The 19,713-nt window shown below is 73.7% G+C and carries 18 protein-coding genes; 6 read left to right on the top strand and 12 right to left on the bottom strand.

Annotated features, from left to right (window positions below; genetic code table 11):
- Positions 1-10: 10 nt before the first annotated feature.
- The gene (locus NYZ98_RS14805; protein WP_262843335.1) at positions 11-1,069 is read right to left on the bottom strand and encodes a sensor histidine kinase; all 1,059 of its coding nucleotides are present in this window, start codon (positions 1,067-1,069) and stop codon (positions 11-13) included.
- The gene (locus NYZ98_RS14810) at positions 1,069-1,731 is read right to left on the bottom strand and encodes a response regulator transcription factor (protein WP_262843336.1); all 663 of its coding nucleotides are present in this window, start codon (positions 1,729-1,731) and stop codon (positions 1,069-1,071) included. The genes NYZ98_RS14805 and NYZ98_RS14810 overlap by 1 nt, the downstream gene beginning before the upstream one ends.
- 164 nt (positions 1,732-1,895) lie before the next feature.
- On the opposite strand from NYZ98_RS14810, the gene NYZ98_RS14815 reads away from it, so the two are divergent.
- Positions 1,896-2,369 carry a hemerythrin domain-containing protein gene (locus NYZ98_RS14815; RefSeq protein ID WP_262843337.1) on the top strand — a complete coding sequence of 158 codons (474 nt, stop codon included), beginning with the start codon at positions 1,896-1,898 and terminating at the stop codon, positions 2,367-2,369.
- Between the two features lie 68 nt (positions 2,370-2,437).
- Here the strand turns inward: NYZ98_RS14815 and NYZ98_RS14820 are convergent, their stop codons facing one another.
- The 3 genes from NYZ98_RS14820 to NYZ98_RS14830 are packed head-to-tail and all read right to left on the bottom strand — an operon-like array spanning position 2,438 to position 5,225.
- Positions 2,438-3,814, bottom strand: coding sequence for a purine-cytosine permease family protein (locus NYZ98_RS14820; protein ID WP_262843338.1), 1,377 nt, complete (start codon positions 3,812-3,814; stop codon positions 2,438-2,440).
- Complete coding sequence (locus NYZ98_RS14825; RefSeq protein ID WP_262843339.1) at positions 3,811-4,767, bottom strand: isopenicillin N synthase family dioxygenase; 957 nt, start codon at positions 4,765-4,767, stop codon at positions 3,811-3,813. Before NYZ98_RS14825 ends, NYZ98_RS14820 begins: the two co-directional genes overlap by 4 nt.
- Complete coding sequence (locus NYZ98_RS14830) at positions 4,764-5,225, bottom strand: nucleoside deaminase (protein ID WP_262843340.1); 462 nt, start codon at positions 5,223-5,225, stop codon at positions 4,764-4,766. The genes NYZ98_RS14825 and NYZ98_RS14830 overlap by 4 nt, the downstream gene beginning before the upstream one ends.
- 92 nt (positions 5,226-5,317) lie before the next feature.
- Here NYZ98_RS14830 and NYZ98_RS14835 point away from each other — a divergent pair, with 92 nt between their 5' ends.
- A complete protein-coding gene (locus NYZ98_RS14835) occupies positions 5,318-6,823 on the top strand; it encodes a PucR family transcriptional regulator (protein WP_262843341.1) in 1,506 nt (501 codons plus the stop codon).
- Position 6,824: 1 nt separating this feature from the next.
- On the opposite strand, the gene NYZ98_RS14840 is transcribed toward NYZ98_RS14835, so the two are convergent.
- The 6 genes from NYZ98_RS14840 to NYZ98_RS14865 all read right to left on the bottom strand — a co-directional run bounded on the left by NYZ98_RS14840 (position 6,825) and on the right by NYZ98_RS14865 (position 16,258).
- A complete protein-coding gene (locus NYZ98_RS14840) occupies positions 6,825-9,239 on the bottom strand; it encodes an RICIN domain-containing protein (protein WP_262843342.1) in 2,415 nt (804 codons plus the stop codon).
- 306 nt (positions 9,240-9,545) lie between these two features.
- Positions 9,546-11,852 (bottom strand): hypothetical protein, encoded by a 2,307-nt coding sequence (locus NYZ98_RS14845; RefSeq protein ID WP_262843343.1) that lies wholly within the window; start codon positions 11,850-11,852, stop codon positions 9,546-9,548.
- Positions 11,849-13,576: an ABC transporter permease subunit gene (locus tag NYZ98_RS14850; protein WP_262843344.1), complete on the bottom strand. Its 1,728-nt coding sequence runs from the start codon at positions 13,574-13,576 to the stop codon at positions 11,849-11,851. Before NYZ98_RS14850 ends, NYZ98_RS14845 begins: the two co-directional genes overlap by 4 nt.
- The gene (locus NYZ98_RS14855) at positions 13,573-14,796 is read right to left on the bottom strand and encodes a hypothetical protein (protein ID WP_262843345.1); all 1,224 of its coding nucleotides are present in this window, start codon (positions 14,794-14,796) and stop codon (positions 13,573-13,575) included. The genes NYZ98_RS14850 and NYZ98_RS14855 overlap by 4 nt, the downstream gene beginning before the upstream one ends.
- Complete coding sequence (locus NYZ98_RS14860; RefSeq protein ID WP_262843346.1) at positions 14,786-15,430, bottom strand: ATP-binding cassette domain-containing protein; 645 nt, start codon at positions 15,428-15,430, stop codon at positions 14,786-14,788. The genes NYZ98_RS14855 and NYZ98_RS14860 overlap by 11 nt, the downstream gene beginning before the upstream one ends.
- Positions 15,431-15,622: 192 nt before the next feature.
- Positions 15,623-16,258: a 3'-5' exonuclease gene (locus tag NYZ98_RS14865; protein ID WP_262843347.1), complete on the bottom strand. Its 636-nt coding sequence runs from the start codon at positions 16,256-16,258 to the stop codon at positions 15,623-15,625.
- 327 nt (positions 16,259-16,585) lie between these two features.
- On the opposite strand from NYZ98_RS14865, the gene NYZ98_RS14870 reads away from it, so the two are divergent.
- The 4 genes from NYZ98_RS14870 (at position 16,586) to NYZ98_RS14885 (ending at position 19,009) form a co-directional block, all read left to right on the top strand.
- Positions 16,586-17,200 (top strand): ArsR/SmtB family transcription factor, encoded by a 615-nt coding sequence (locus NYZ98_RS14870; protein WP_262843348.1) that lies wholly within the window; start codon positions 16,586-16,588, stop codon positions 17,198-17,200.
- A gap of 5 nt (positions 17,201-17,205) precedes the next feature.
- Positions 17,206-17,946 (top strand): SRPBCC family protein, encoded by a 741-nt coding sequence (locus tag NYZ98_RS14875; RefSeq protein ID WP_262843349.1) that lies wholly within the window; start codon positions 17,206-17,208, stop codon positions 17,944-17,946.
- A gap of 110 nt (positions 17,947-18,056) precedes the next feature.
- The gene (locus tag NYZ98_RS14880) at positions 18,057-18,410 is read left to right on the top strand and encodes a hypothetical protein (RefSeq protein ID WP_262843350.1); all 354 of its coding nucleotides are present in this window, start codon (positions 18,057-18,059) and stop codon (positions 18,408-18,410) included.
- Between the two features lie 401 nt (positions 18,411-18,811).
- Complete coding sequence (locus tag NYZ98_RS14885; RefSeq protein WP_262843351.1) at positions 18,812-19,009, top strand: hypothetical protein; 198 nt, start codon at positions 18,812-18,814, stop codon at positions 19,007-19,009.
- Between the two features lie 279 nt (positions 19,010-19,288).
- Here the strand turns inward: NYZ98_RS14885 and NYZ98_RS14890 are convergent, their stop codons facing one another.
- Positions 19,289-19,453 carry a hypothetical protein gene (locus NYZ98_RS14890; RefSeq protein ID WP_262843352.1) on the bottom strand — a complete coding sequence of 55 codons (165 nt, stop codon included), beginning with the start codon at positions 19,451-19,453 and terminating at the stop codon, positions 19,289-19,291.
- Positions 19,454-19,713 lie beyond the last annotated feature (260 nt).

Raw genomic sequence — 19,713 nt, forward strand, 5'->3', positions numbered from 1 at the left:
GGCGTGCCCGTCAGGAGAAGGCCACTTCGACGTCGAGGCCGCCTCCTGGCCGGGCGCGCGCGACGAGCGTGGCGCCGTGCGCCCTGGCGATGGCGCGGACGATGGCCAGGCCGAGCCCGTGCCCGCCGGTGCCGCCGGCGCGGTGCCCGCCGAGCCGCTGGAAGGGTTCGAACAGCCGGTCGACCTGGTCGGGCGGGACCAGCGGCCCGGTGTTGCCCACCGTGACGCGGGCCCGCCCCCCGGCCGCCGACGTCGCGATCTCGACCCGGCCGCCGGCCGTGTTGTGCCGGAGGGCGTTGCCCACCAGGTTGGTCACCAGGCTCTCGATCAGCCGGGGATCCCCGGACGCCGGGGCGGCGGCCAGCGCCGCGTGGACGTGGACGCCCCGGCGCGCGGCCTCCTGCTCGCGGGCCGCGACCACGTCCCCGGCGACGCGGGCGAGATCGACCGGTTCCCGCCGTTCGATCCCCTGCTCGCTGCCGGCCAGGGCCAGCAGGGAGTCGATGAGGTGTTCCTGCGCCTCGCCCAGCGCCAGCACCTCCTGGCACATGGCCCGCAACGTGCCGGTGGTCGCCGCCGGGTCGGCCAGCGCCACCTGGATCAGGGCCCGTTCGGCGGTCAGCGGGGTCCGCAGCTCGTGCGAGGCGTTGGCGACGAAGCGGCGCTGGGAGGCGAACGACGCCTCCAGCCGCTCGAACAGGTCGTCCAGGGTGCGGGCGAGGTCGGTGAACTCGTCGTCGCGGCCGGTCCAGTCGAGCCGGCGGTGCAGGTTGCTGGCCGAGATGTCGCGCGCGGTCGCCGTGATCGTCCGCAGCGGGTGCAGGAACCGGCCGGCGACGACCCAGCCGAGCGCGACCGAGGCCACGACCATGACGGCGAGACCGGCCGCGGAGGCGGCGAACACGGGGGAGAGGTCGAGGCCGGCCGGGGCCGAGGGGCCGCCGCGGCCCCCGGCGGGGACGGTGTGGCTCGCCTGCACGATCGGGACGGCGAGCAGGACGGCGCCCGAGAGGAGGAACGGCCCGGCGTACAGCAGGGTGAGGCGCGTGCGCAGCGTGGACCGGGCCATCACAGCCCGCCGATCCGGTATCCGGCCTCACGGACCGTGTCGATGACCGGCGGGTCGCCGAGCTTGGCGCGCAGGCGGCGGACCGTCGTCTTCACCGCCGTGGTGAACGGGTCGGCCGCCTCGTCCCAGACCCGTTCGAGCAGTTCCTCGGCGGAGACCACCCGGCCGGCCGCGCCGAGCAGGCACTCCAGCACGCCGAACTCCTTCGGGCTCAGCTCCAGGCGGCGGCCGGCGCGCGAGGCGACCCGGCGGCCGGGGTCCAGGGTCAGGTCGCCGCCGTCCAGGATCGGGGGCACCGCCGTGACGCTGCGGCGCCCGAGCGCCCGGACGCGGGCCACGAGCTCGGCGAAGTCGAACGGCTTGGGCAGGTAGTCGTCGGCGCCCAGACCGAGGCCGTCGACCCGCTGCCTCACGGTGCCGGCGGCGGTCAGCATCAGCACCCGGCTCGTGGAGTGCGCGGCCACGATGCGCCGGCAGACCTCGTCGCCGTGCACCCCCGGCAGGTCCCGGTCCAGCACCACGACGTCGTAGCGGTTCACCGCCAGGTTCTCCAGGGCGTGTTCCCCGTCGAGGACCACGTCGACGGCCATGCCCTCGCGGCGCAACCCGGTCCCGATCGTCCGCGCCAGGACCTCGAAGTCTTCAACGACCAGCACTCGCATGCTCCCACGATGCCAGCCCGCCGGTGGCGGCACGGTGTCGGCGGCGGCCAGGCGGCGGCACGACCGGGTACGGGACGAGCCGATCAGCCCCATCGCGTTTCACGGCGCGGGCGGGGGTAAGGGCAGTGTCCCACCGATCGGCCCCGCGACTGAGAGGACCCACCATGGACGCCATCGTGTTGCTGAAGGACGACCACAAGACCGTCGAGAAGCTGTTCAAGCAGTTCGAGGAGGCCGGCGAGACGGCGTACAAGAAGAAGCAGGAGATCGTCGCCAGGGTGATCGAGGAGCTGACCACCCACACCTACATCGAGGAGCGGATCTTCTACCCCGCCGCCCGTGAGGGCGCCCCCGACACCACCGGCCACGTGCTGGAGAGCGTCGAGGAGCACCACGTCGTCGTCTGGATGCTGTCGGAGCTCAAGGACCTGGACCCCAAGGACGAGCGGTACACCGCGAAGATGACCGTCCTGATGGAGAACGTCCGCCATCACGTCGAGGAGGAGGAGAAGGAGTGGTTCCCGCAGGTGCGTGAGGCCATGGGACGCAAGCGGCTGCAGGAGCTCGGCGAGGAGATGGCCAAGGCCAAGGCCGAGGCGCCCTCCGACCCCCTGAAGATCCCCAGCGCCGCCGAGTAGCGGCGGCCGGCGGCATCGACCACCCTGAGCATCGTGGCCGATGACGCCGTTCCGGGTCCTGCGGCGGGTCAGCGGCGGAGCGGCCGGAGGACGAGGTACACGACCGCCGAGATGAGGAACCCGACCTCGAACGCGATGTCGCCGACCGCCGGCACCCGCTGGGGGACCAGCCCCACGTACTGCTGCTGGTTGGAGAACAGCCACACCGACAGCACGACGCCGGCGACCATGGCGATCGGACCGGCCCAGTTGGTGTGCCGCCTGTCGAACAGCAGGGCCTCCTCGACCCGGCCGCGGCGAAGGTACCAGTCGGTCAGCACGACGGCCAGCCACGGGCCGATCCAGTAGGAGATGACCAGCAGGAACGACTCGTACTTGTGCCCGGCGTCCTCCAGCCCCGACAGCGCGACCAGGAACCCGACCACGCCGCACGCCACCGCCGTCAGCGCCCTGCGGAGCGTCAGCGGCAGCCGCACGCCCATCGTCAGCAGGGACATCGCCCCCGAGTACACGTTCACCGCGTTGGCCGAGATCGCGCCGAGAGCGATCGCCAGCAGGGTCAGCCCGGCCACGAAACCGGGCAGGTGCCCGGTGAACGCGCTGGTCGGCTGGCCGAGGGCGTCGCCGCCGATGGTCACCGACGCTGCGCCGACGACCTCCAGGACCACGCAGGGGACGAACACCCCGAGCCCGGCGAACAGCCCGACGGCCCGCCTGCTCACGTCCGGCGGGAGGTAGCGGGTGTAGTCGGCCGCGTAGGGGTTCCAGCCGGCCGCGTAGCCGAACGTCGCGCCGACGGTCAGCAGGAAGCCGCCGAGCCCTCCGCCAGCGCCCGCGAAGCCCGGCCGCGCCTTGGACAGGATGATCACCGAGGCCACCACGAAGATCACCGCGAGGACCGGGAACGCGTACTTCTCGAAGGCCTGCACGAGGTTGTGCCCGAAGAACCCCAGGGCCACCATGATCGTGACCACGACCACCAGGCACAGCCAGGCCGGCAGGCCGGTGAGCGTGTTGAGCGCCAGCGCGCCGCTGACGCTGTTGACGGCGAACCAGCCGACCCCGGCGGCCACCGAGTTGAACGCGGAGGGGATCAGGTTGCCCCAGTACCCGAAGGAGAGCCGCCCGAGGACCATCTGCGGCACCCCGGCCGACGGCCCCCGCGCCGACAGCACGCCGTGCGAGATCGCGCCGAGGCCGGTGCCGACCAGGACGCCCAGGGCCGCCTGCCAGAAGCTCAGGCCGAACGCGGCCACCGCCAGCACGCCGAGGAAGATCGTGGCGAATTCCAGGTTGGGCGACATCCAGGTCCACAGGAGCTGCCGGGGGACGCCGTGGCGGTCGGACAGGGGGATGAACTCGACGCCACCGGGCTCGACCGCGGTGACCTTCGCGCCGTACTCGCCTTCGCGTACCGCGACGCCGGGGGGTTGCATGACCTTCATACGGTGATCGCCTTCAGCTTCTCGAGGAGGTAGTCGGACGCGACGACGGGCGGGTGGGCGACCCTGCCGACGGGCGGGGCGAGCGACTCCACCACGGTCAGCGGGTCGCACTCGTAGAAGTAGATGAGCGACACGAGCTCCTCGTCCGGGGCCGAGGCGTCGGGCGGGAGCACCCGGTGCCGCGTGGACAGCCAGCGGTCGCCCGTCCAGCGGGCCAGCAGGTCGCCGATGTTGATCGTGAACGAGTCCGGCACGAAGGGGGCGTCGATCCACTCCCCGTCCAGGGTGAACACCTGCAGCCCGCCGACGCCCGGCTGCCGCTCCAGGATCGTGACGGTCCCGAAGTCGGTGTGCGGGCCGATGCGGAACTGGCCCGGCTCCGGCTCGCCCACCTGGCGCAGCGGCGGGTAGCGGTTGATGTTCATGGTGTACGACGGGTGCCCGGCCCGTGAGGTGAAGAAGTCCTCCGCGACGCCGAGCGCGGCGGCGCACACCGCCAGCAGCTCGCCGGCCAGCGCCCGCATGCGGGCGAGGTAGGCGGTGACCAGCGCTTCCAGCTCGGGGACCTCGGCCGGCCACACGTTGGGGAGGAACCACTCCGCGTCGATCGCGGGAACGCCGATCGGCAGGTCGGCGCCGGTCGCGAAGGTCTCCTTCAGGTCGGGCGGTGTGGGCGTGCCCTCGGCGTACCCGTTGGCCTCCACGCCCGGCGGCAGCCACCCCCGCTCGCCGACCGTGGCGGCGTACCGGGCCTTGGCCCCGGCCGGCAGGGCGAAGAAGCGTTTGGCCGCCGCGCGGACCTCGGCCCGCAGCTCCGCCGGGACGCCGTGCCCGGTGACGAGCAGGAAGCCGATCTCCCGCAGCGCCGTGTCGACCTGGGCGGCCACCCCGGCCCGGTCGGCGGGGCCGCCGCCGAACCACGGGGCCAGGTCCACGACCGGGACCGTCCTCACGCGTCCTCCCCGATGTCCTCGTACCACAGGGCCGGATGGGCGGCGATGAACGCGGTCATCAGTTCGACGCACTCCTCGTCGTCCAGGACGGTCACCGCCACGCCGTTGGCGGCGAGCCATTCGTGCTGGCCGGTGAAGGTGCGGCTCTCGCCGACGACCAGGCCGGTGATGCCGAACTGGCGGATCAGGCCGCTGCAGTACCAGCACGGCGACAGGGTCGTCACCATGGTGGTGCCCCGGTAGGTGCGCTGGCGGCCCGCGTCGCGGAACGCCGCCGTCTCGCCGTGCACGGAGGGGTCGCCGTCCTGGACGCGGCGGTTGCGTCCCCGGCCGAGCAGCCGCCCGTCGGCCGCGAACAGCGCGGCCCCGATCGGGACGCCGCCCTCGGCGTACCCCTTCCTGGCCTCCTCCAGCGCCACGCCGAGCATGGCGGCAGGGCTGGCAACGTAGCTGGTCATGAGCCCACTATCCCCCGGGGAAGGGACTTCGAGAACGGACAGATCGTCCGTACTATGGCTACCTTCGACGGACATTACGTAAAGGCCGATCAATGGCGCTGACCCTGCGCGACCTGCTCTCCCTCGACACCCTGCGCGAGGCCCGGCCCGAGGTCCTCGCGGGGGAGGCGTCGCTGGACCGCGTGGTGCGCTGGGTCCACTCCAGCGAGATCTACGAGATCGGCCCGCTGCTCACCGGCGGCGAGCTGCTGCTGACGACCGGCCTCGGCCTCGCGGGCGCCGACGCGGGCACCCGGCGGCACTACATGCGGGAGATCGCCGGGCGCGGCGTCGCCGGCGTGGCGCTGGAGCTCGGCCGCACCTTCCCCGAGATGCCCCGCGAGCTGGTCCAGGAGGCGCGCAGGCAGGACCTCCCGTTCGTCGCCCTGCACGCGGTGGTGCCGTTCATCCGCATCACCGAGCAGGCCAACACGCTGATCGTCGACGCCGCGAGCAGGCGGCTCCGGCTCGGCGACTCCGCCACCCGCGCGCTCAACGACGCCCTCATCGCCGGGGCGGGCGTCGCCGGGGTGCTGGCCACCGGCGCCCAGGTGATCGGCACCCCGCTGATGCTGGTCTCCGCCAGCGGCGCGCTGGTGGCCGCGCACGGCGTGGCCGGCGACCGGGAGGCCTGGCGTGCCGTCGAGGACGCCGCCTGCGAGGCGCCGGTCGCCCTGCACGGGCAGCCGTGGGGGCGGCTGGTCGCCGGGCCGGGCTCGGCCCTGCCCGCCGAGGACCTGGCGACCGCCCTGGAACGGACGGCCGTGGCGCTGGTGCTGGCCATGCTGCGCACCGGCAGCCCGCCGAGCGAGCGGGACCGCCAGGCCTCCGCGCTGCTGCGCGACCTGATCGAGGGCACCGCCGAGGCAGACTCCGGCGTGCGGGCGATGATGGCCGGCTTCCACCCGGCGCCCGACCACGTGCTCGTCGGGGTCGCGGCCGACTCGCTGGAGACGGCGGCGGCACCGGCCGTGATCGACCGGGCCGCCCACATCCTGCACACCCCCGCGCTGCGGGGCAGGGTCTCCCGGCTGGTGCTCGGCGCGCTGTCGGTGCCGCGCGCGGTGACCGACGCCGTCGGCGCGGTGTCCCAGGCGCTCGACGAGGCCCTGCGGCGGCTGAGCGCCCCGCAGCTCCAGGTCGCGGTGGGGCACCCGGCCGCCGACCTCGCCGAGCTGGGCCCGTCCCTGCGCGACGCGCGGGCGGCGCTCGGCCTGCGCCCGGCGGCGCGGCTGGTCACCACCCGCGCCCTGGCCCTGGACCTGGAGCTGACCCGGCACGGGGACGCCGGGCACGCCGCCGACCTGGTCCGCCGCACGATCTCGCCGCTGGTGGACTGGGACGAGGCGCACCGCACCCGGCTCGTCGGGACACTGGAGGTGTTCCTGTTGCACGGGTGCAGCGCGACCCGGGCGGCCGCCGTCCTGCACCTCGGCCGCCAGACGTTCTACCAGCGGCTCCAGCGCATCGAGGCCCTGCTCGGCTACACCGTCACCGACCCCGACGTCCACGCCGCGCTGCTGCTGGCGACGGCGGCCCACCGGGTCGCCGACCGGTGAGCTAGCTGCGCGTCCACCTCTGGTGGGCGCCGCCGGTGCAGTTCCACAGTTGGACCGGGGTGCCGTTGGCGGTCGCCTCGCCGGTGACGTCCAGGCACAGGCCCGACTGGACGCCGGTGACCGAGCCGTCGGCGTTGAGGTTCCACTGCTGGTTGGTCCCGCTCGTGCAGTCCCAGATGATCGCCTTGGTGCCGGGCGCCGTGCCGCCCGCGTCGGCGTCCAGGCACTTGTTCCCGTACACCTGGAGCTGCTTGCCGGAGGTGAGGATCCACTGCTGGTTGGCGCCGCCGTTGCAGTCCCAGATGGCCACCTGCGTGCCGTTGGTGTGGCTCTGCGCGGGGACGTCCAGGCACCTGCCCGACGCCGCGCTGCGCAGCACGGTGGAGGAGCCGGCCGGGCCGGGCGTGACCGACAGGTTGTCGAACTGCGCCGTCTCGGTCGCGCCGGTGCCGAGGCCGACCTGGCCGGCGCCCCAGGTGAAGTCGGTGACCGTGCCGACGGTCACGCCGTCGATCTTCCCGGTGATCGTGCCGCCGGAGAAGCCGAGCGACAGCGAGTGCCACCGGCCGGTGCCGAGCGCCGCCACCGTGCCGCTGCTCAGCGTCGTCACGACGTTGTCGAAGGTGTTGCGCTGGATCGCCCAGGCGCCGGTGTCGGTCACCCGCAGGTAGTACGCGTTCTGCCCGGCGGGCCCGTAGTGCTGGGTGCCGCCCCTGCCGATGAGCTTGACGTACCCGGCCTGTTCCAGCAGGACGTCGGAGGAGACGGTGTAGTTGCTCCAGCCGACGTCGCCGAGCAGCGCGTACGGGTCGTAGTCCCCGTCCCAGGTGATCGGCATGCGCGGCGCCATCTGCCGCACGCACCGGCCGGCCCGCCCGGCGCCGCAGGCGGTCACCTCGAAGGCCCCCTGCTGGTCCATCAGGTACTTGGCCTCCTTGCCCACCGCGTAGCCGTCGTAGGTGTCGGAGTACGGCAGGGCCAGCGAGCCGGACGCTGGGCTGGTGGCGGTGCCCTTGCCCTGGCCGGTGGTGGTGGTGATGGTGTAGACGCGTCCGGGCTGGACGGTCAGCGAGTAGGTGCCGCCCGAGGGCGTGATGTCGCTCGCGCGCGCCAGGTAGGCCGACGTGCTGGCCGAGTTGAGGTCGGTGGACCACACGCGCACGGTCCCGGTGGACAGGCCGCCGGTGACGGTGAGGTTCAGCGTCTGGGCGGCGCTCGCGTCCACCGTCTCGATGATCGTGCTGTAGTCGGTGCCGGTGGGCGACCGCAGGGACACGTAGCTGCCGTTGGCCCGCACGCCGCCGATGTAGCCGCTGGAGGCGTCCAGGTAGCGCCAGCCGGGCGCGGTGAACTGCGTGGTCTGTGCCATCGTCCAGGCGTTCTTGCCGATCGAGTAGAAGCCCGACCACGGCTGGGGGGCCGTCGCGACGCCCATCGTGGGCCAGGGAATGTTCGGGGTGATGGCCGCGACGATGGGCCAGTTGAGGTAGGCGGTCATCTTGCCGTCGATGTAGTCGCGGTTGATGCCGCGCGCGAGCGCCTTGGCGCCGTCGTTGTAGTCGTCGGAGCCGTTCTCGCTGGCCCACAACTGCTTGCCGGAGTTGACGGCGTTGGTGGAGCTCGGGCAGTTGGTCTGCGCGCTGCGGTACCCGCACACATAGTGCGACCCGAAGATGTCGACGGCGTTGCGGAAGGCCGTGTTGCTCACCGCGTCGTCGGCCGCGCCCCAGCTCGTGTCGTCGGCCACGATCTTGACGTTGCCGAAGCCGCCGGCGTCCAGGGCGGCGTTCAGGTTGACGTACCAGTTCACGTCCCGGCCGCGCTCGTTCCAGCCGCCGATGTAGTCGATGGTCAGCCCGTGGTCGTTCTTGGCGCACTTCAGCCAGTCGACCAGGTAGTTGATCATGTCCTGCGACCAGAAGTTGCGGTTCCCGATCCAGCCGGGCGCGCCCCAGGACAGGGCGGCGAGCTTGATGTTCGGGTTGCGCGCCTTGGCCTGTTCCATCAGCCACCATTCGTACCCCCGGCCGCAGTCCAGGTCGGCGGAGGTGTGCTTGTGGCTCGGCTCGGCGCCGCTGGTGGAGTTGGTGTCCCCGCCGATCTCCACCTTGAGGATCTGCACCGCCGCGCCGTAGGCGGGCTTGAACATGTAGTCGAGGATCTGCCCGCGCTGGGGTTCGGGGTAGTCGACCAGCAGGCGGCTGTTGCCGCCGCCGCCGCTGATCGCGCCGACGCCGTCCAGCGTCCGGCCCGCCGAGCCGCCGTTGATGGTGATCGCCGTCGCCGCGCGGGCGGGCGTCTGGACCGCGAGGACCGTGAGGACCGACGCCAGGGTGAGCAGGGCCAGCAGCGCGCTCCTGAGCCTTCCTGGACCGCGGACCCGCAGGCCCGGCCGGGGTGTGCACCCGTGGATCATGGGGGGGAGTCCCTTCAGAAGGACCACGTTCTCCGCCGTGGGGTCACATAAAACCCCAGATTCAAACGCGATCGAACACTGGGATCTTCACTGAACAGCGGGTCAAGTGCGCGGTCAAGACCTGTCTCACGGCCCGTCGCCCAGATTCCGGAAAACGACGATCCGCGGCGTCCTCGGCGGAAGCGGTCGGCCGGGGTCGCGGAGTTGCGGCCTGGGTCGCATGGAGTGGCCGGTCGGGGTCGCGTGGAACGGCCGGTCGGGGTCGCGCGGGAGTGGCCGGCCGGGTCGCGTGGAACGGCTCGGCGCTCAGCCGGGCGGGTCGCCGAGGTCGCGCAGCCGCCGCCGGATCTCGGTCACCTGCATCGGCTCGGCGATCCCGTCCCAGGGGGCGAGCGCCGCCAGCCCCTTCTCCCGCTGGGCGCGCAGGCTCCGCGGCTCGGCCACCGCCAGGTGGAGACGGGCGAGCGCCGTGCTCACGCCCGTCGCCGGCAGCCGCCGCAGCGCCGAGCGCAGCAGCCGCGCGGCCTCGCGGTGCCTGGCCGCCGGCAGCGCCGCCGCCTGGTGCACCTGGCAGCGGGCCCGCCCGATGGTGTCCCCGGCCTCCTCGTACCCCCGCACGGCCGCGTCGTGGTTGGCCATCGCGTCGTGCGCGCGGCCGAGGTACCAGTGCACGATCGCCAGGAGCTCGTGGGCGTGGGCCTCGGCGTTCGCGTCCCCCGCCTGCCGGGCGAACTCCAGGGCACGCACCAGGGTGGCCAGCGCGTCGGCGTACAGGCGGTCCGCCTCGTCGGTGCGGTCCTCGAAGCCGCTCGCCTGGCCCCGGCGGATCTGCAGCACCGCCATGTTGATCCACCGCGTGGCCTGCCCCGTGGCGTCCCCGCCCGCCAGGGCCTGGCCGTACTGGACGAGCGACGCCTCCACGGCCGCGAACTCGTCGCCGGTCGCCAGCAGCGTCGCCGCCCGGGCCAGGTGGATCTGGGCCGGCCAGGACTCCACGCCCGGCTGGAGGCCCGCGGCGCCGTCGAGATGCTCCTGGGCCACGCCCGGCTCGCCCAGCACCAGGGCGATCAGGCACAGCCGCAGCTCGGCGGTCGCCCGGACGTCGGCGTCGCCGAGGACCCGCGCCGCGTGCGCCAGGGCGCGGGCCGTCTCGCGCCGCTCCTTGTGCCGCTGCTCCAGCAGGAACCACACCTCCAGGGCGTCCGCGATCCGCCACAGCGGCCCCGCCGCCCACGCGGCCGGCCGGCGCGTCCGCAGGATCGCCAGCAGCGCCTTGTCCTCGATGCCGAACCAGCCGCGCGCCTCGGCCGAGGGCAGCCGCTCGGCGAAGAAGTCGGCCCGGTCGGCGAACCGCTCCACCAGCCGCCGCCACGCCGCCTCCCAGTCGTCGGGCGGCGGCACGATCGCCCGTGCCGCGTCGACCACGCGGACCCGCGACTCCCGCACCCGCTCCACCAGCCCGTGCTGGCTCAGCTCCTCCATCGCCTGGTCGACCTCGCGTTCGGCCCCGCCGGCCAGCGCGGCGGCCGCGTCCCCGCCGAGCTCGGCCAGCGGCGCCCGCGCGAGCAGGGTGAGCAGCCGCCGCGCCGCCGGGCGCACCCGGCGCAGCTGCGCGGCCAGCAGCACCTGCAGGGTGAGGTCGTGCGGCCCGCGCTCCAGGTCGGCGACCAGCGTCGCGATCGGGACCCTCGGGTTCTCCGCCAGCCAGCGGGCGATGCCGGCCGCCATCGCGGGCCTGCGCAGGAACAGCTCCGCCAGCCTGCCGGTGGCGGCCGGGTCGGCCTCGACCCGCGCCCTCGGCACCCGCGAGCTCAGCAGCGCCATGCCGTCCGCCGCCGTCAGCGGGCCGACCTGGACGACGGCCACGTCCGAGGGGACCGCGTCGCCGTCGCCGGACTTGACGTCCCCGGCGACGACCACCCGGCCGCCCTGCACGTGCCGGGGGAGCCAGGCCACCTGGCTCCATCGCTCGACGTTGTCCAGCAGCAGCACCCGGCCGGTGCCGCGCAGCGCGGCCAGGACCTCCTGCGCCGCCCCCTCGGCGCCCTCGATGGACCCGAGCGGCCGGCCGAGGGCGCGCAGCACCCGCTCGACCACGCTCGCCGTGTCCTCGGGCTCGTCGCGGTCCTGCCCGCGCAGGTCCACGTAGTGCTGCCGCTCGGGTTCGGGCGCCAGCCGCCACCCGGCCTCGACGGCCAGCGCGGAGGTCCCGATGCCGGGCACGCCGCGCACCACGACCAGCCCCCGGTCCAGGGCGCGCGACGTCACCTCCTCGGCCGCCGCGTCCCGGCCGACCAGCGGCCCGGCCCGGCGGGGGAGCCGCTCGGGGGTCAGCGGGGGTGGCGGCGGTGGCCGGTCGCGCGTGCGCAGCCACCGGGTGGACACCAGGAACAGCGCCGTGCCGACGGCGAGCCCGGCCGGGATCAGCGGCAGCAGGCGGTCGAACGCCATGTCCGCCAGGATGGCCACGCCCAGCGACGGCCCGAAGGTGGCGGCGACGGCCAGCAGCTCCGCGCGGTTCCTCGGCAGCAGCACGCGCAGCCCGGACGGCCACCCGGCCTTCGGCCCGGCCGGCCACCGGCGCCTCCCCCGCCGCTGGTCGCCGGCCTTCACCGGCGGACCCCCCGCGTGAGGCCCTGGACCAGCCACCTGCCGGTCGCCAGGAGCAGCAGCACCGGCACCGCGGTCAGCACCACCGCCTGGGCGGCCAGCACGCCCGCCGAGGTGGTGAACTCGCGTGCCTGCTGCAGCAGGACCAGCGGCGCCTGGTCGGCGGCCGGCCAGTTGAGCAGCAGGCCCATCACCAGGTCGTTCCACGTGGTGACGAACGCCAGCACCGCCACCGTCACCACGGCGGGCCCGCTCTCGACCGTCATCTGGAACAGCGCCGACCGCCCCTGGGCGAGCGGGCGCAGCACCACCGGGCGGGGCACCGACATGAACGCGTTGCGCAGCAGCAGCACCCCGAGCGGCAGCACCAGCGCCGCGTGCACGAAGCTCAGGATGACGGTGCCGCCCAGCCACGCGCCCAGCACGTCCCCGAGGGGCACGGCCAGCACCTGCGGCGGCAGCACCGCCAGCACGACCGCCACCGCCGCGACCACCCGCCGGGTGCGCGGCGGGAGCTGGTCGGGGGTCAGCGCGTACGCGGCGGGCACGGCCGGCAGGACGACCAGGACCGCGACCAGCACCCCCCGCTGCGCGGTGGCGCCGAGCGCGGCGGCGAACGCCCCGCCGTCGAACGCCTCGCCGTACGACCCGGGGCCGTAGCCTCCGGCCCACCAGCCGGACGTGGCCGCCGCCACCGGGTCGCGGAGCGAGGTGAGCAGCAGGACGGCGAACGGGACGGCCCACACCACCGCCACCGCGACGGTCACGACCCGGACGGCCCGCCGGGGACGCGCGGGCGCGGGCGCCGCGGGGTCGCCGGGGCGGTGCCGCGCCCGTGGCCAGTCGCGGCGCAGCCGCCACAGCACGACCACGACCACGGCCGAGGCCATCGCCGCCAGCAGGATCGCCATCGCCGACGCCCGGCCGTCCCCGAGGTCGTCGCGGTGGCGCCACCAGAACAGCCCCATCACGTCGACCCCGGCCTGGACCGACCCCGGGGCGCCGATCAGGACCAGGTCGAACACGCGGACGGCGGCGGTCAGCACGACCAGCATCGCCACCGCCGAGGTCGGGAACAGCGCGGGGATGACCACCGTACGCAGCCGCCCGAACCGCCCGGCGCCGAAGATGCGGGTGACGCGCAGCAGGTCGGCGGGCACGTTGGCGAGGCCCACGTGGAAGACCACGAAGGCGAGCCCGGTCCACTGCCACACGAAGGCCAGGCCGAGGACCAGCCAGATCCAGCCAGGCCCGAGCAGGAGCGGCCCGCCGCGCAGCAGCGCGCTCACGGTGCCGCGCTCGGGGTCGGCGTCGAAGATCAGCCGGAAGGCCACCCCGGCGGTCAGCGGCGAGGTCACGGCGGGCGTCGCCAGCGCTATGAGCAGCAGCATCCGCGAGCGCGGCCCGGCGTCCCCGGCCAGCCAGGCGATGGCCAGGCCGAGCCCGCAGGCCACCAGGGCGAGCGCCAGCCACACGGCGCTGTGGAACAGCGCCGGCCAGATGTCCTGGTCGGTCACCACGCCGGCGTAGGCGGCCGGCCCCTCGGCGCCGGTGACGCTCATCACGACGGTCGCGGCCAGCGGCGCGAGCAGGACGACCACCGCCAGCACGACGGCGGGCAGCAGGTGGGCCCAGGCGCCCCACCGGCCCTGGCCGCGGTGCCTGGCGGGCGCCCGCAGGTCGTGGTGCGGCGTCACGTCGAACAGGAAGGAGCCCTCGCGCGTCATGACGGGGCCGCCTCGCTGAGCCTCTTCAGTGCGGCCACCGCTGTACCGGCGGCCTGGTCGGCGCGCGTCCGGTCCACGGTGACCGCGACGAACATATCGGTCAGCACCTGCCACAGTCCCTGCCCGTCGCCGCCGGCCAGGGCGCCGGTCAGCCGGTCGGACAGGTCGAACTCGATCTCCCCGGCCAGCTCGGCCGCGAGGCCGCGCATCGCCGGCGGGTAGTGGGTGACCGCGCCGTTGAGCGAGAGGAAGCCGCCCGCCGCGGCCCAGCTCTCCAGCCCGGCGATGCCGCCCGCCCCGGTGAGCTGCTCGACGAACGCCACCCCGCGCTCCCCGCCCGAGTCGAGCGCCACCACCGCGTCCCCGCCGGCCACCACGGGCGGCCGTGGGGCGCCCCGGGGGCCGGGGAAGGGGAACCGCCACGCCGCCCGGCCGGGCGAGCGGTACCGGTCGATGACCGGCCAGGCGAAGTCGGGCGCGGCCAGCATGTCCGCCCGGCCGTACCGGAACACGTCGAGGACGGAGTCGTGGAACTGGGTGACCAGCGCCCGCCGGCCCCCGCCGGGGAGGAGGTTCTCGATCGACCAGAGCCGGGCCAGCCGGGTGAGCGCCTCCCTGACCGGCGCGGACGCCCAGTCGCCGTCCTTCTCGTGCAGCGTGCGGTAGGCGGCGCGGTCGATCCCGACGAGCACGTTCTCGAACCAGTCGGTCAGCACCCAGCCGTCGGCGGCGCCGATGGCCAGCGGCGGGCTCGTCAGGGCACGGCGGCGGCACATCTCCAGCCACTGCTCGAAGTCCTCAGGCGGCAGCGGCACCGCCTCGGGCCGGTACCAGACCAGCGACTTGTGGGCGACCTTGAACCAGACCCCGCGCACCGAGTCGTCCGGCCCGCAGCGGAGCAGGTCCCGCCAGTAGGCGGGGTCGCCGGAGCGTACGGGCCGCAGCCGGGCGCAGATGGCGGGGTCCTCCACCAGGCCGGGCCGGGGCACGATCGCCACGTCGGGGGTCGCGGCGGGCGCCACCGGGTTGCGGAGCAGGGCCGCGATGTTGTCGCCCGCCGAGTACACGACGGCCTCCCGCCCGCCGAGCACGTCGCGGAAGCGGGCCAGCTCCCACCCGCTCCACACCACCGCGACGCGCAGCGGCGGCTCCCCGCCGCAGCCGGTCACCCCCGCGGCCGCGACGGCCGACAGCACGGCCAGCGCCCTCCTACGATCCATCGCCGTCCACCACCTCCCAGGAGCCGCCGGGCGAGCGGAGCGTCTCGACGCGGTGCCGGTCGTCGCTCACCACCAGGACGGGCAGGTCGACGTAGGTCTTCAGGCACTCGCTGACCGCGGCGTGGCAGGGGGTGTGCCCGGCGCGGTCCTCGATGAGCACGGCCTTGGCCGCGTGCCAGCGGCACATCGCGCGGGCGAGCGCCACCCGGAGCCGCTCGTCGGGCGACAGCTCGTACGGCCGCCAGCCGAGGAGCCCCTGGAGGCCCAGCCGCCCGGCCACGTAGTGGACGTGCTTCCTGCGGTGGTCGGCACGGTAGCGCCGCTCCACCCCGAAGGCGATGTTCTGCTCGGCGGTCAGGTGGGGGAGCAGCCCGCCGCCGGGCGGGACGAAGGCGATGCCGCGCTCCTCGGTCGGCAGCGAGGTGATCTCGTTGCCCGAGATCCGGATCGTGCCCTGGTCGGGCCAGGTCTGCCCGAGGACCACGTCGATGAAGGCCTCGGCGTCGGCGGCGTCGGCCGCCAGCACGACCGAGGTCGTGCCGCCCTCGGCGAGCAGGTGGCCGGGTTTCAGCGACCGCCGGCCTCCGTCGTGCTCCCAGGAGATGCCGTCGAGCTGAAGCTGTAGCCCGGCCACGGATTCACCAGCTCCGACCAATGGGGGGACGCGCGCCCTTTGCCGGACGCGCCGATCGGGGTCTCGAATTCCCGTTCCCGAATCCTAGCGGAATCGGCCCGTCCCCCCGGGGGGCGAAGCGACGCAGGCGCGACCCCGGCATTCTTTCCGGGTGCCGGCGCCGCGCCGGCACGGGTTCCGGATGGCACGGTTCTAAAGGGAGGGCGGCAGCATTAGGGAGGGCGGCAGCGTTCTCTGGCCGGGAACGTCCGGCCAGGTTATTCGCGCGACCGCCTCGAAAAGGTACCGCCAGGGGAGGTCGGGGCCGGCGCTCTCGATGTAATGGCGCAGCAGCCCGGCCGCGGCGCGCGCGTCGGACATGGCCTCGTGCGCGCCGTCCAGCGGCACCCCGGCCACGGCGCAGCAGTCGGCCAGGCTGCGGGGGTCGCCGGGCAGGAAGTGCGCGGCCCAGTTCATCGTGCAGACCCCGAGCCGGTGGTCCACCGGCCAGTTCACGTCGAGGCGGCGGAACTCGTGGGCGACGAACCGGGCGTCGAACGGGAGGTTGTGCGCGGCCATGATCCGGCCGCGCAGCAGGGCGGCGACGCCACCGGCGATCTCCTGGAACGCCGGCGCCCGGCTGACGTCGGCCTCGGTGATGCCGTGGACGTGCTCGGGGCCGAGGTCGCGTCCGGGGTTGACCAAAGTGGTCCACTCGCCGGTGACATCGCCCGTCGCGTCTAAATGGACAAGGCCGATTTCTATGATTCGGTCATCCTCTGAGGTTCGGAGGCCGGTCGTCTCCACATCGACGACTACATAGCCGGGAGAACGCGGCTTCCGCTTCATGGGCGGACTTTACGATAAACACCGATTCGGCGATACCCGATATGTTGCGGGGAAATGCCCGGCGGGCGGTGGAGTTCGCCGCACGGGTCGCCGGCGGGGGGCGACCGTGTCCGGGCGCCGGTGCGCGACAGCGATATTCCTTCCGCGTTTCCGGTGTTTTTGCGGAGTGCCGCAGCCGTTCGCGCGGCCGGCGATCGAGGTCGTCCCGGCCCGTCTCACCCCGCTTGACCTGCGCGTCCGCAGAACGGTGGCCGCACCACCGCACGGGCTCGCACCGACAAATTCGGTAGTCTTGACAATTCTGCTTGTCGGTGAGACCGTGGAGACATGTTGGAAGTGGCGGTGATCGAGGACCCGGCGGCGGCCGAGGTCTCGCTGGATCCGGTGCGGTCGCGCCTGCTGGCCGAGCTGGTCCGGCCCGCGTCGGCCGCGACGCTGGCCGCGAAGGTTGGTCTGCCCCGGCAGAAGGTGAACTACCACCTGAGGGCGCTCGAACGGCACGGGCTGATCGAGCTGATGGAGGAACGCCGCAAGGGCAACATGACCGAGCGCGTGATGGCCGCGACCGCGGCCTCCTACGTGATCTCGCCGGTGGCCCTGGCCGCGGTCGCGCCCGACCCGGCCCGTTCCCCCGACCAGCTCTCGGCGAGGTGGCTGCTCGCCCTCGCCGCACGGCTGGTGCGCGACGTCGGCGAACTGGTCACCGGCGCGACCAAGGCGCGAAGACGGGTCGCGACGTTCGCCGTCGACGGCCGGGTGCGCTTCGCGTCGGCCGCCGACCGCGCGGCCTTCGCCGAACGGCTCGCGGAGGCCGTCACGGCCCTCGCCGGGGAGTACCACGACGAGACCGCCGAGGGCGGGCGCGAGCACCGCGTCATCGTCGCGCTGCACCCGCAGGTGAAGACCGAGACATCAGATATATCCGATTTCAGGGAGTCGTGAACGGGATGACGCACCCATTCGAGTTGCGCAAGGAAATCGAGCTGCGGGCGGCTGCGGAGCAGGTGTGGGAAGCGGTGGCGACGGGTCCGGGCCTCGACTCGTGGTACATGGGGCGCAACGAGGTCGAACCGGGTGAGGGCGGCAAGGCACGCCAGTTCTTCGGGGACTTCCCGGTGGAGGCGACCGTGACCGCCTGGGAACCGGGCCGCCGCTTCGCCTACCGGGGCGAAGGCGAAGACGGCCTTTACATGGCTCTGCAGTTCGTCATCGAGCCGCGGGGGAGTGGGTCGCTGGTGCGCCTCGTGCAGACCGGAGTGCTGGGCGAGGGCTGGGAGGAGGAGTTGGAGGCCTTGCACAAGGGGTGGGACATGTACCTGCACACGCTCGACCAGTACCTATCGCACTTTCCCGGCAGGTTCGCGCTGGTGGTGTTCGGAGCGCGCATGGCCACGGGCGTCGTCCCCGGCGGAGTCTGGCCGGTGGTCATGGCGGGGCTGGGCGTCACTGAAGAAGTCGTGCAGGGCGACCGGGTGCGGCTGACCCCGGTCGGGCTCCGGCCGATCGAAGGGATCGCCGACTACGTGACCTCCGGCTTCCTCGGGGTGCGCACCGGCGACGGGCTGTACCGGTTCATCGAGGGCCTCAACGACACCGTGGTCGTGGGTCACCACCTGTTCTCCGAAGAGGTGGACGTGCGGGAGACCGAGCAGGCCTGGCAGCACTGGCTGGAAGGCCTGTTCTCCTGAGCCGCGGCACGCCCGCGGGCTGACCACCACGTCACCCCACCGGACGGTACGGCGGTCAGCCGACCGTCCGGAGTCAACCGCGACACGCCGCCACCGAGGTCAACATGGCAATGGATGAGAGCACCAACCCCCCACACGTCGAGCCGGGAGACCCGGCCGGCGACGACTCCCAGGCGGCCGAGCCGCGCGGCCGCCTGGGCCGGACCCCCGACCGGCACCCCGCCGGCGAAAGCGGCCACGAAGAAGGGCGGAAGGCCGCCGCGGACGACGATCCCCCCGGGGAGAGGAAGTCCGGCGGTCACGACGGCGAGGACGCCGACGTGGAGAGCCACGAGTTCGGCGAGGAGAACGGCTCCGCCGACAAGGAGCCGGACGAGGAGAAACCGTCCGGCGAGGAGGAGACCGACGAGGACGGGCACGGCTCCAGCCGGTCGTTCCTCCTGGGTCTCGCCTGGTGGCCGTGACCCCGTCCCGCCACCACGTCCCGTCCCGCCTCTGAACGGCCGGCATGGACGCGCCGCCCCCCGCGGACGCGTCCGCACCGGGACCGGTGACGCCGGCCGGTGACCGGCGCACGACCCCGGCGAGCGGGTGCCCACCGCATGGTGCGGTGTCGGTGGGCACCGGCTCGCCGGCCTTTTCCCCGGTACCCCCGGCCCCTGGGCCCGCTATCGAGGGGGATGCCCGCCCGGCGGGAAACCGGTCCCCGGCGGAGATCGAAAAGCGCTCACGCCCAGTTGAAAGCGCTATTGGTGGATCAGAAGCGTACCGATAACGACCAGATAGCGACCCCTAATACCTTCGTTATTGCGAGCAGGGAAACGGCAGAAACAGAGCCGCCGCCACAAAACGAGGGGTCAGTAAAATGAGCGACAACATCAAGTCCATCGCCGCCCGGATCACCATTCTCACCGTCATCGGCCTCGGTGGCGTCGCCGTCGCCGGCACCATGGCCTCGGCCGAGAGCGGGCCCGCCGACCAGGCCTCCACCTCGACCGTCACCCCGTCGCCCACCCCGACCCCGACCCCGCCGCTCCCGGACTCCAACACCCCCTGGGGCTGATCGGCCCTCCGCGCAGCGGCCTCGAAAAACGGCAGGAGCCTTCTGGCTCCGGCCGTTTTCGCGTTTTACGGCGATTTCCTTCGGCCCATTTTCTCCGCGACACGCCCGCGCTCGCCTCCGGCCCATTTCCGGGCGAGGTGCCCGCCGTTCGTGAAACGAGGACCGGCCGGGAATTCCACGGCGCCCGCGGCGGTCTCCCCGCGAAGATCGTCCCAGGCGGACGGGCGGACGGGCGGACGGGCGGACGGGCGGACGGGCGGACGGGCGGACGGGCGGCGCTCAGGCGCCGGCCGCGGCCAGGATGCCGGCGGAGGAGTCCCAGGTGGTGCCCGCGGCGACGGCCACCCCGCCCCGGCCGCCACACGCCATCGCCGCCGAGAGGTCCGCGGCGGACGTCCTGGTGGCGAGGGTGTGTCGCACAGAGGTGATGGTCGCGTTCACCATTCGCTCTTCCTTCTCCTGGAACCGGCGGATACCGACTTCCCCCACCGGCCCGGGTGAATCTTCGGCGCCGCACGCCCGCACTCTCGGAGAAGCACGAGGCGCCCGCCGTGTCAGGTGCCGCCGGTCAGGTGCCCCGCGACCCGGGGCCCGCCACCTGCGGTCCGGCGGGGCGGCGGGTCAGGTAATGGAAAGATCGTGACATTCGGTATTATCTTTGTCCCTCCTGAGCTGATATCTCAGTACCTACTGTCGGGATCACC

Source organism: Sphaerisporangium corydalis (assembly GCF_025506355.1).
Classification (GTDB): Bacteria; Actinomycetota; Actinomycetes; order Streptosporangiales; family Streptosporangiaceae; genus Sphaerisporangium; species Sphaerisporangium corydalis.

Bases quoted from the DNA above. Each gene is read 5' to 3' on its own strand.
- NYZ98_RS14805 (WP_262843335.1), bottom strand. From the start codon at position 1,069: ATGGCCCGGTCCACGCTGCGCACGCGCCTCACCCTGCTGTACGCCGGG.
- NYZ98_RS14810 (WP_262843336.1), bottom strand. From the start codon at position 1,731: ATGCGAGTGCTGGTCGTTGAAGACTTCGAGGTCCTGGCGCGGACGATC.
- NYZ98_RS14815 (WP_262843337.1), top strand. From the start codon at position 1,896: ATGGACGCCATCGTGTTGCTGAAGGACGACCACAAGACCGTCGAGAAG.
- NYZ98_RS14820 (WP_262843338.1), bottom strand. From the start codon at position 3,814: ATGAAGGTCATGCAACCCCCCGGCGTCGCGGTACGCGAAGGCGAGTAC.
- NYZ98_RS14830 (WP_262843340.1), bottom strand. From the start codon at position 5,225: ATGACCAGCTACGTTGCCAGCCCTGCCGCCATGCTCGGCGTGGCGCTG.
- NYZ98_RS14835 (WP_262843341.1), top strand. From the start codon at position 5,318: ATGGCGCTGACCCTGCGCGACCTGCTCTCCCTCGACACCCTGCGCGAG.
- NYZ98_RS14840 (WP_262843342.1), bottom strand. From the start codon at position 9,239: ATGATCCACGGGTGCACACCCCGGCCGGGCCTGCGGGTCCGCGGTCCA.
- NYZ98_RS14850 (WP_262843344.1), bottom strand. From the start codon at position 13,576: ATGACGCGCGAGGGCTCCTTCCTGTTCGACGTGACGCCGCACCACGAC.
- NYZ98_RS14855 (WP_262843345.1), bottom strand. From the start codon at position 14,796: ATGGATCGTAGGAGGGCGCTGGCCGTGCTGTCGGCCGTCGCGGCCGCG.
- NYZ98_RS14865 (WP_262843347.1), bottom strand. From the start codon at position 16,258: ATGAAGCGGAAGCCGCGTTCTCCCGGCTATGTAGTCGTCGATGTGGAG.
- NYZ98_RS14870 (WP_262843348.1), top strand. From the start codon at position 16,586: ATGTTGGAAGTGGCGGTGATCGAGGACCCGGCGGCGGCCGAGGTCTCG.
- NYZ98_RS14875 (WP_262843349.1), top strand. From the start codon at position 17,206: ATGACGCACCCATTCGAGTTGCGCAAGGAAATCGAGCTGCGGGCGGCT.
- NYZ98_RS14880 (WP_262843350.1), top strand. From the start codon at position 18,057: ATGGATGAGAGCACCAACCCCCCACACGTCGAGCCGGGAGACCCGGCC.
- NYZ98_RS14885 (WP_262843351.1), top strand. From the start codon at position 18,812: ATGAGCGACAACATCAAGTCCATCGCCGCCCGGATCACCATTCTCACC.
- NYZ98_RS14890 (WP_262843352.1), bottom strand. From the start codon at position 19,453: ATGGTGAACGCGACCATCACCTCTGTGCGACACACCCTCGCCACCAGG.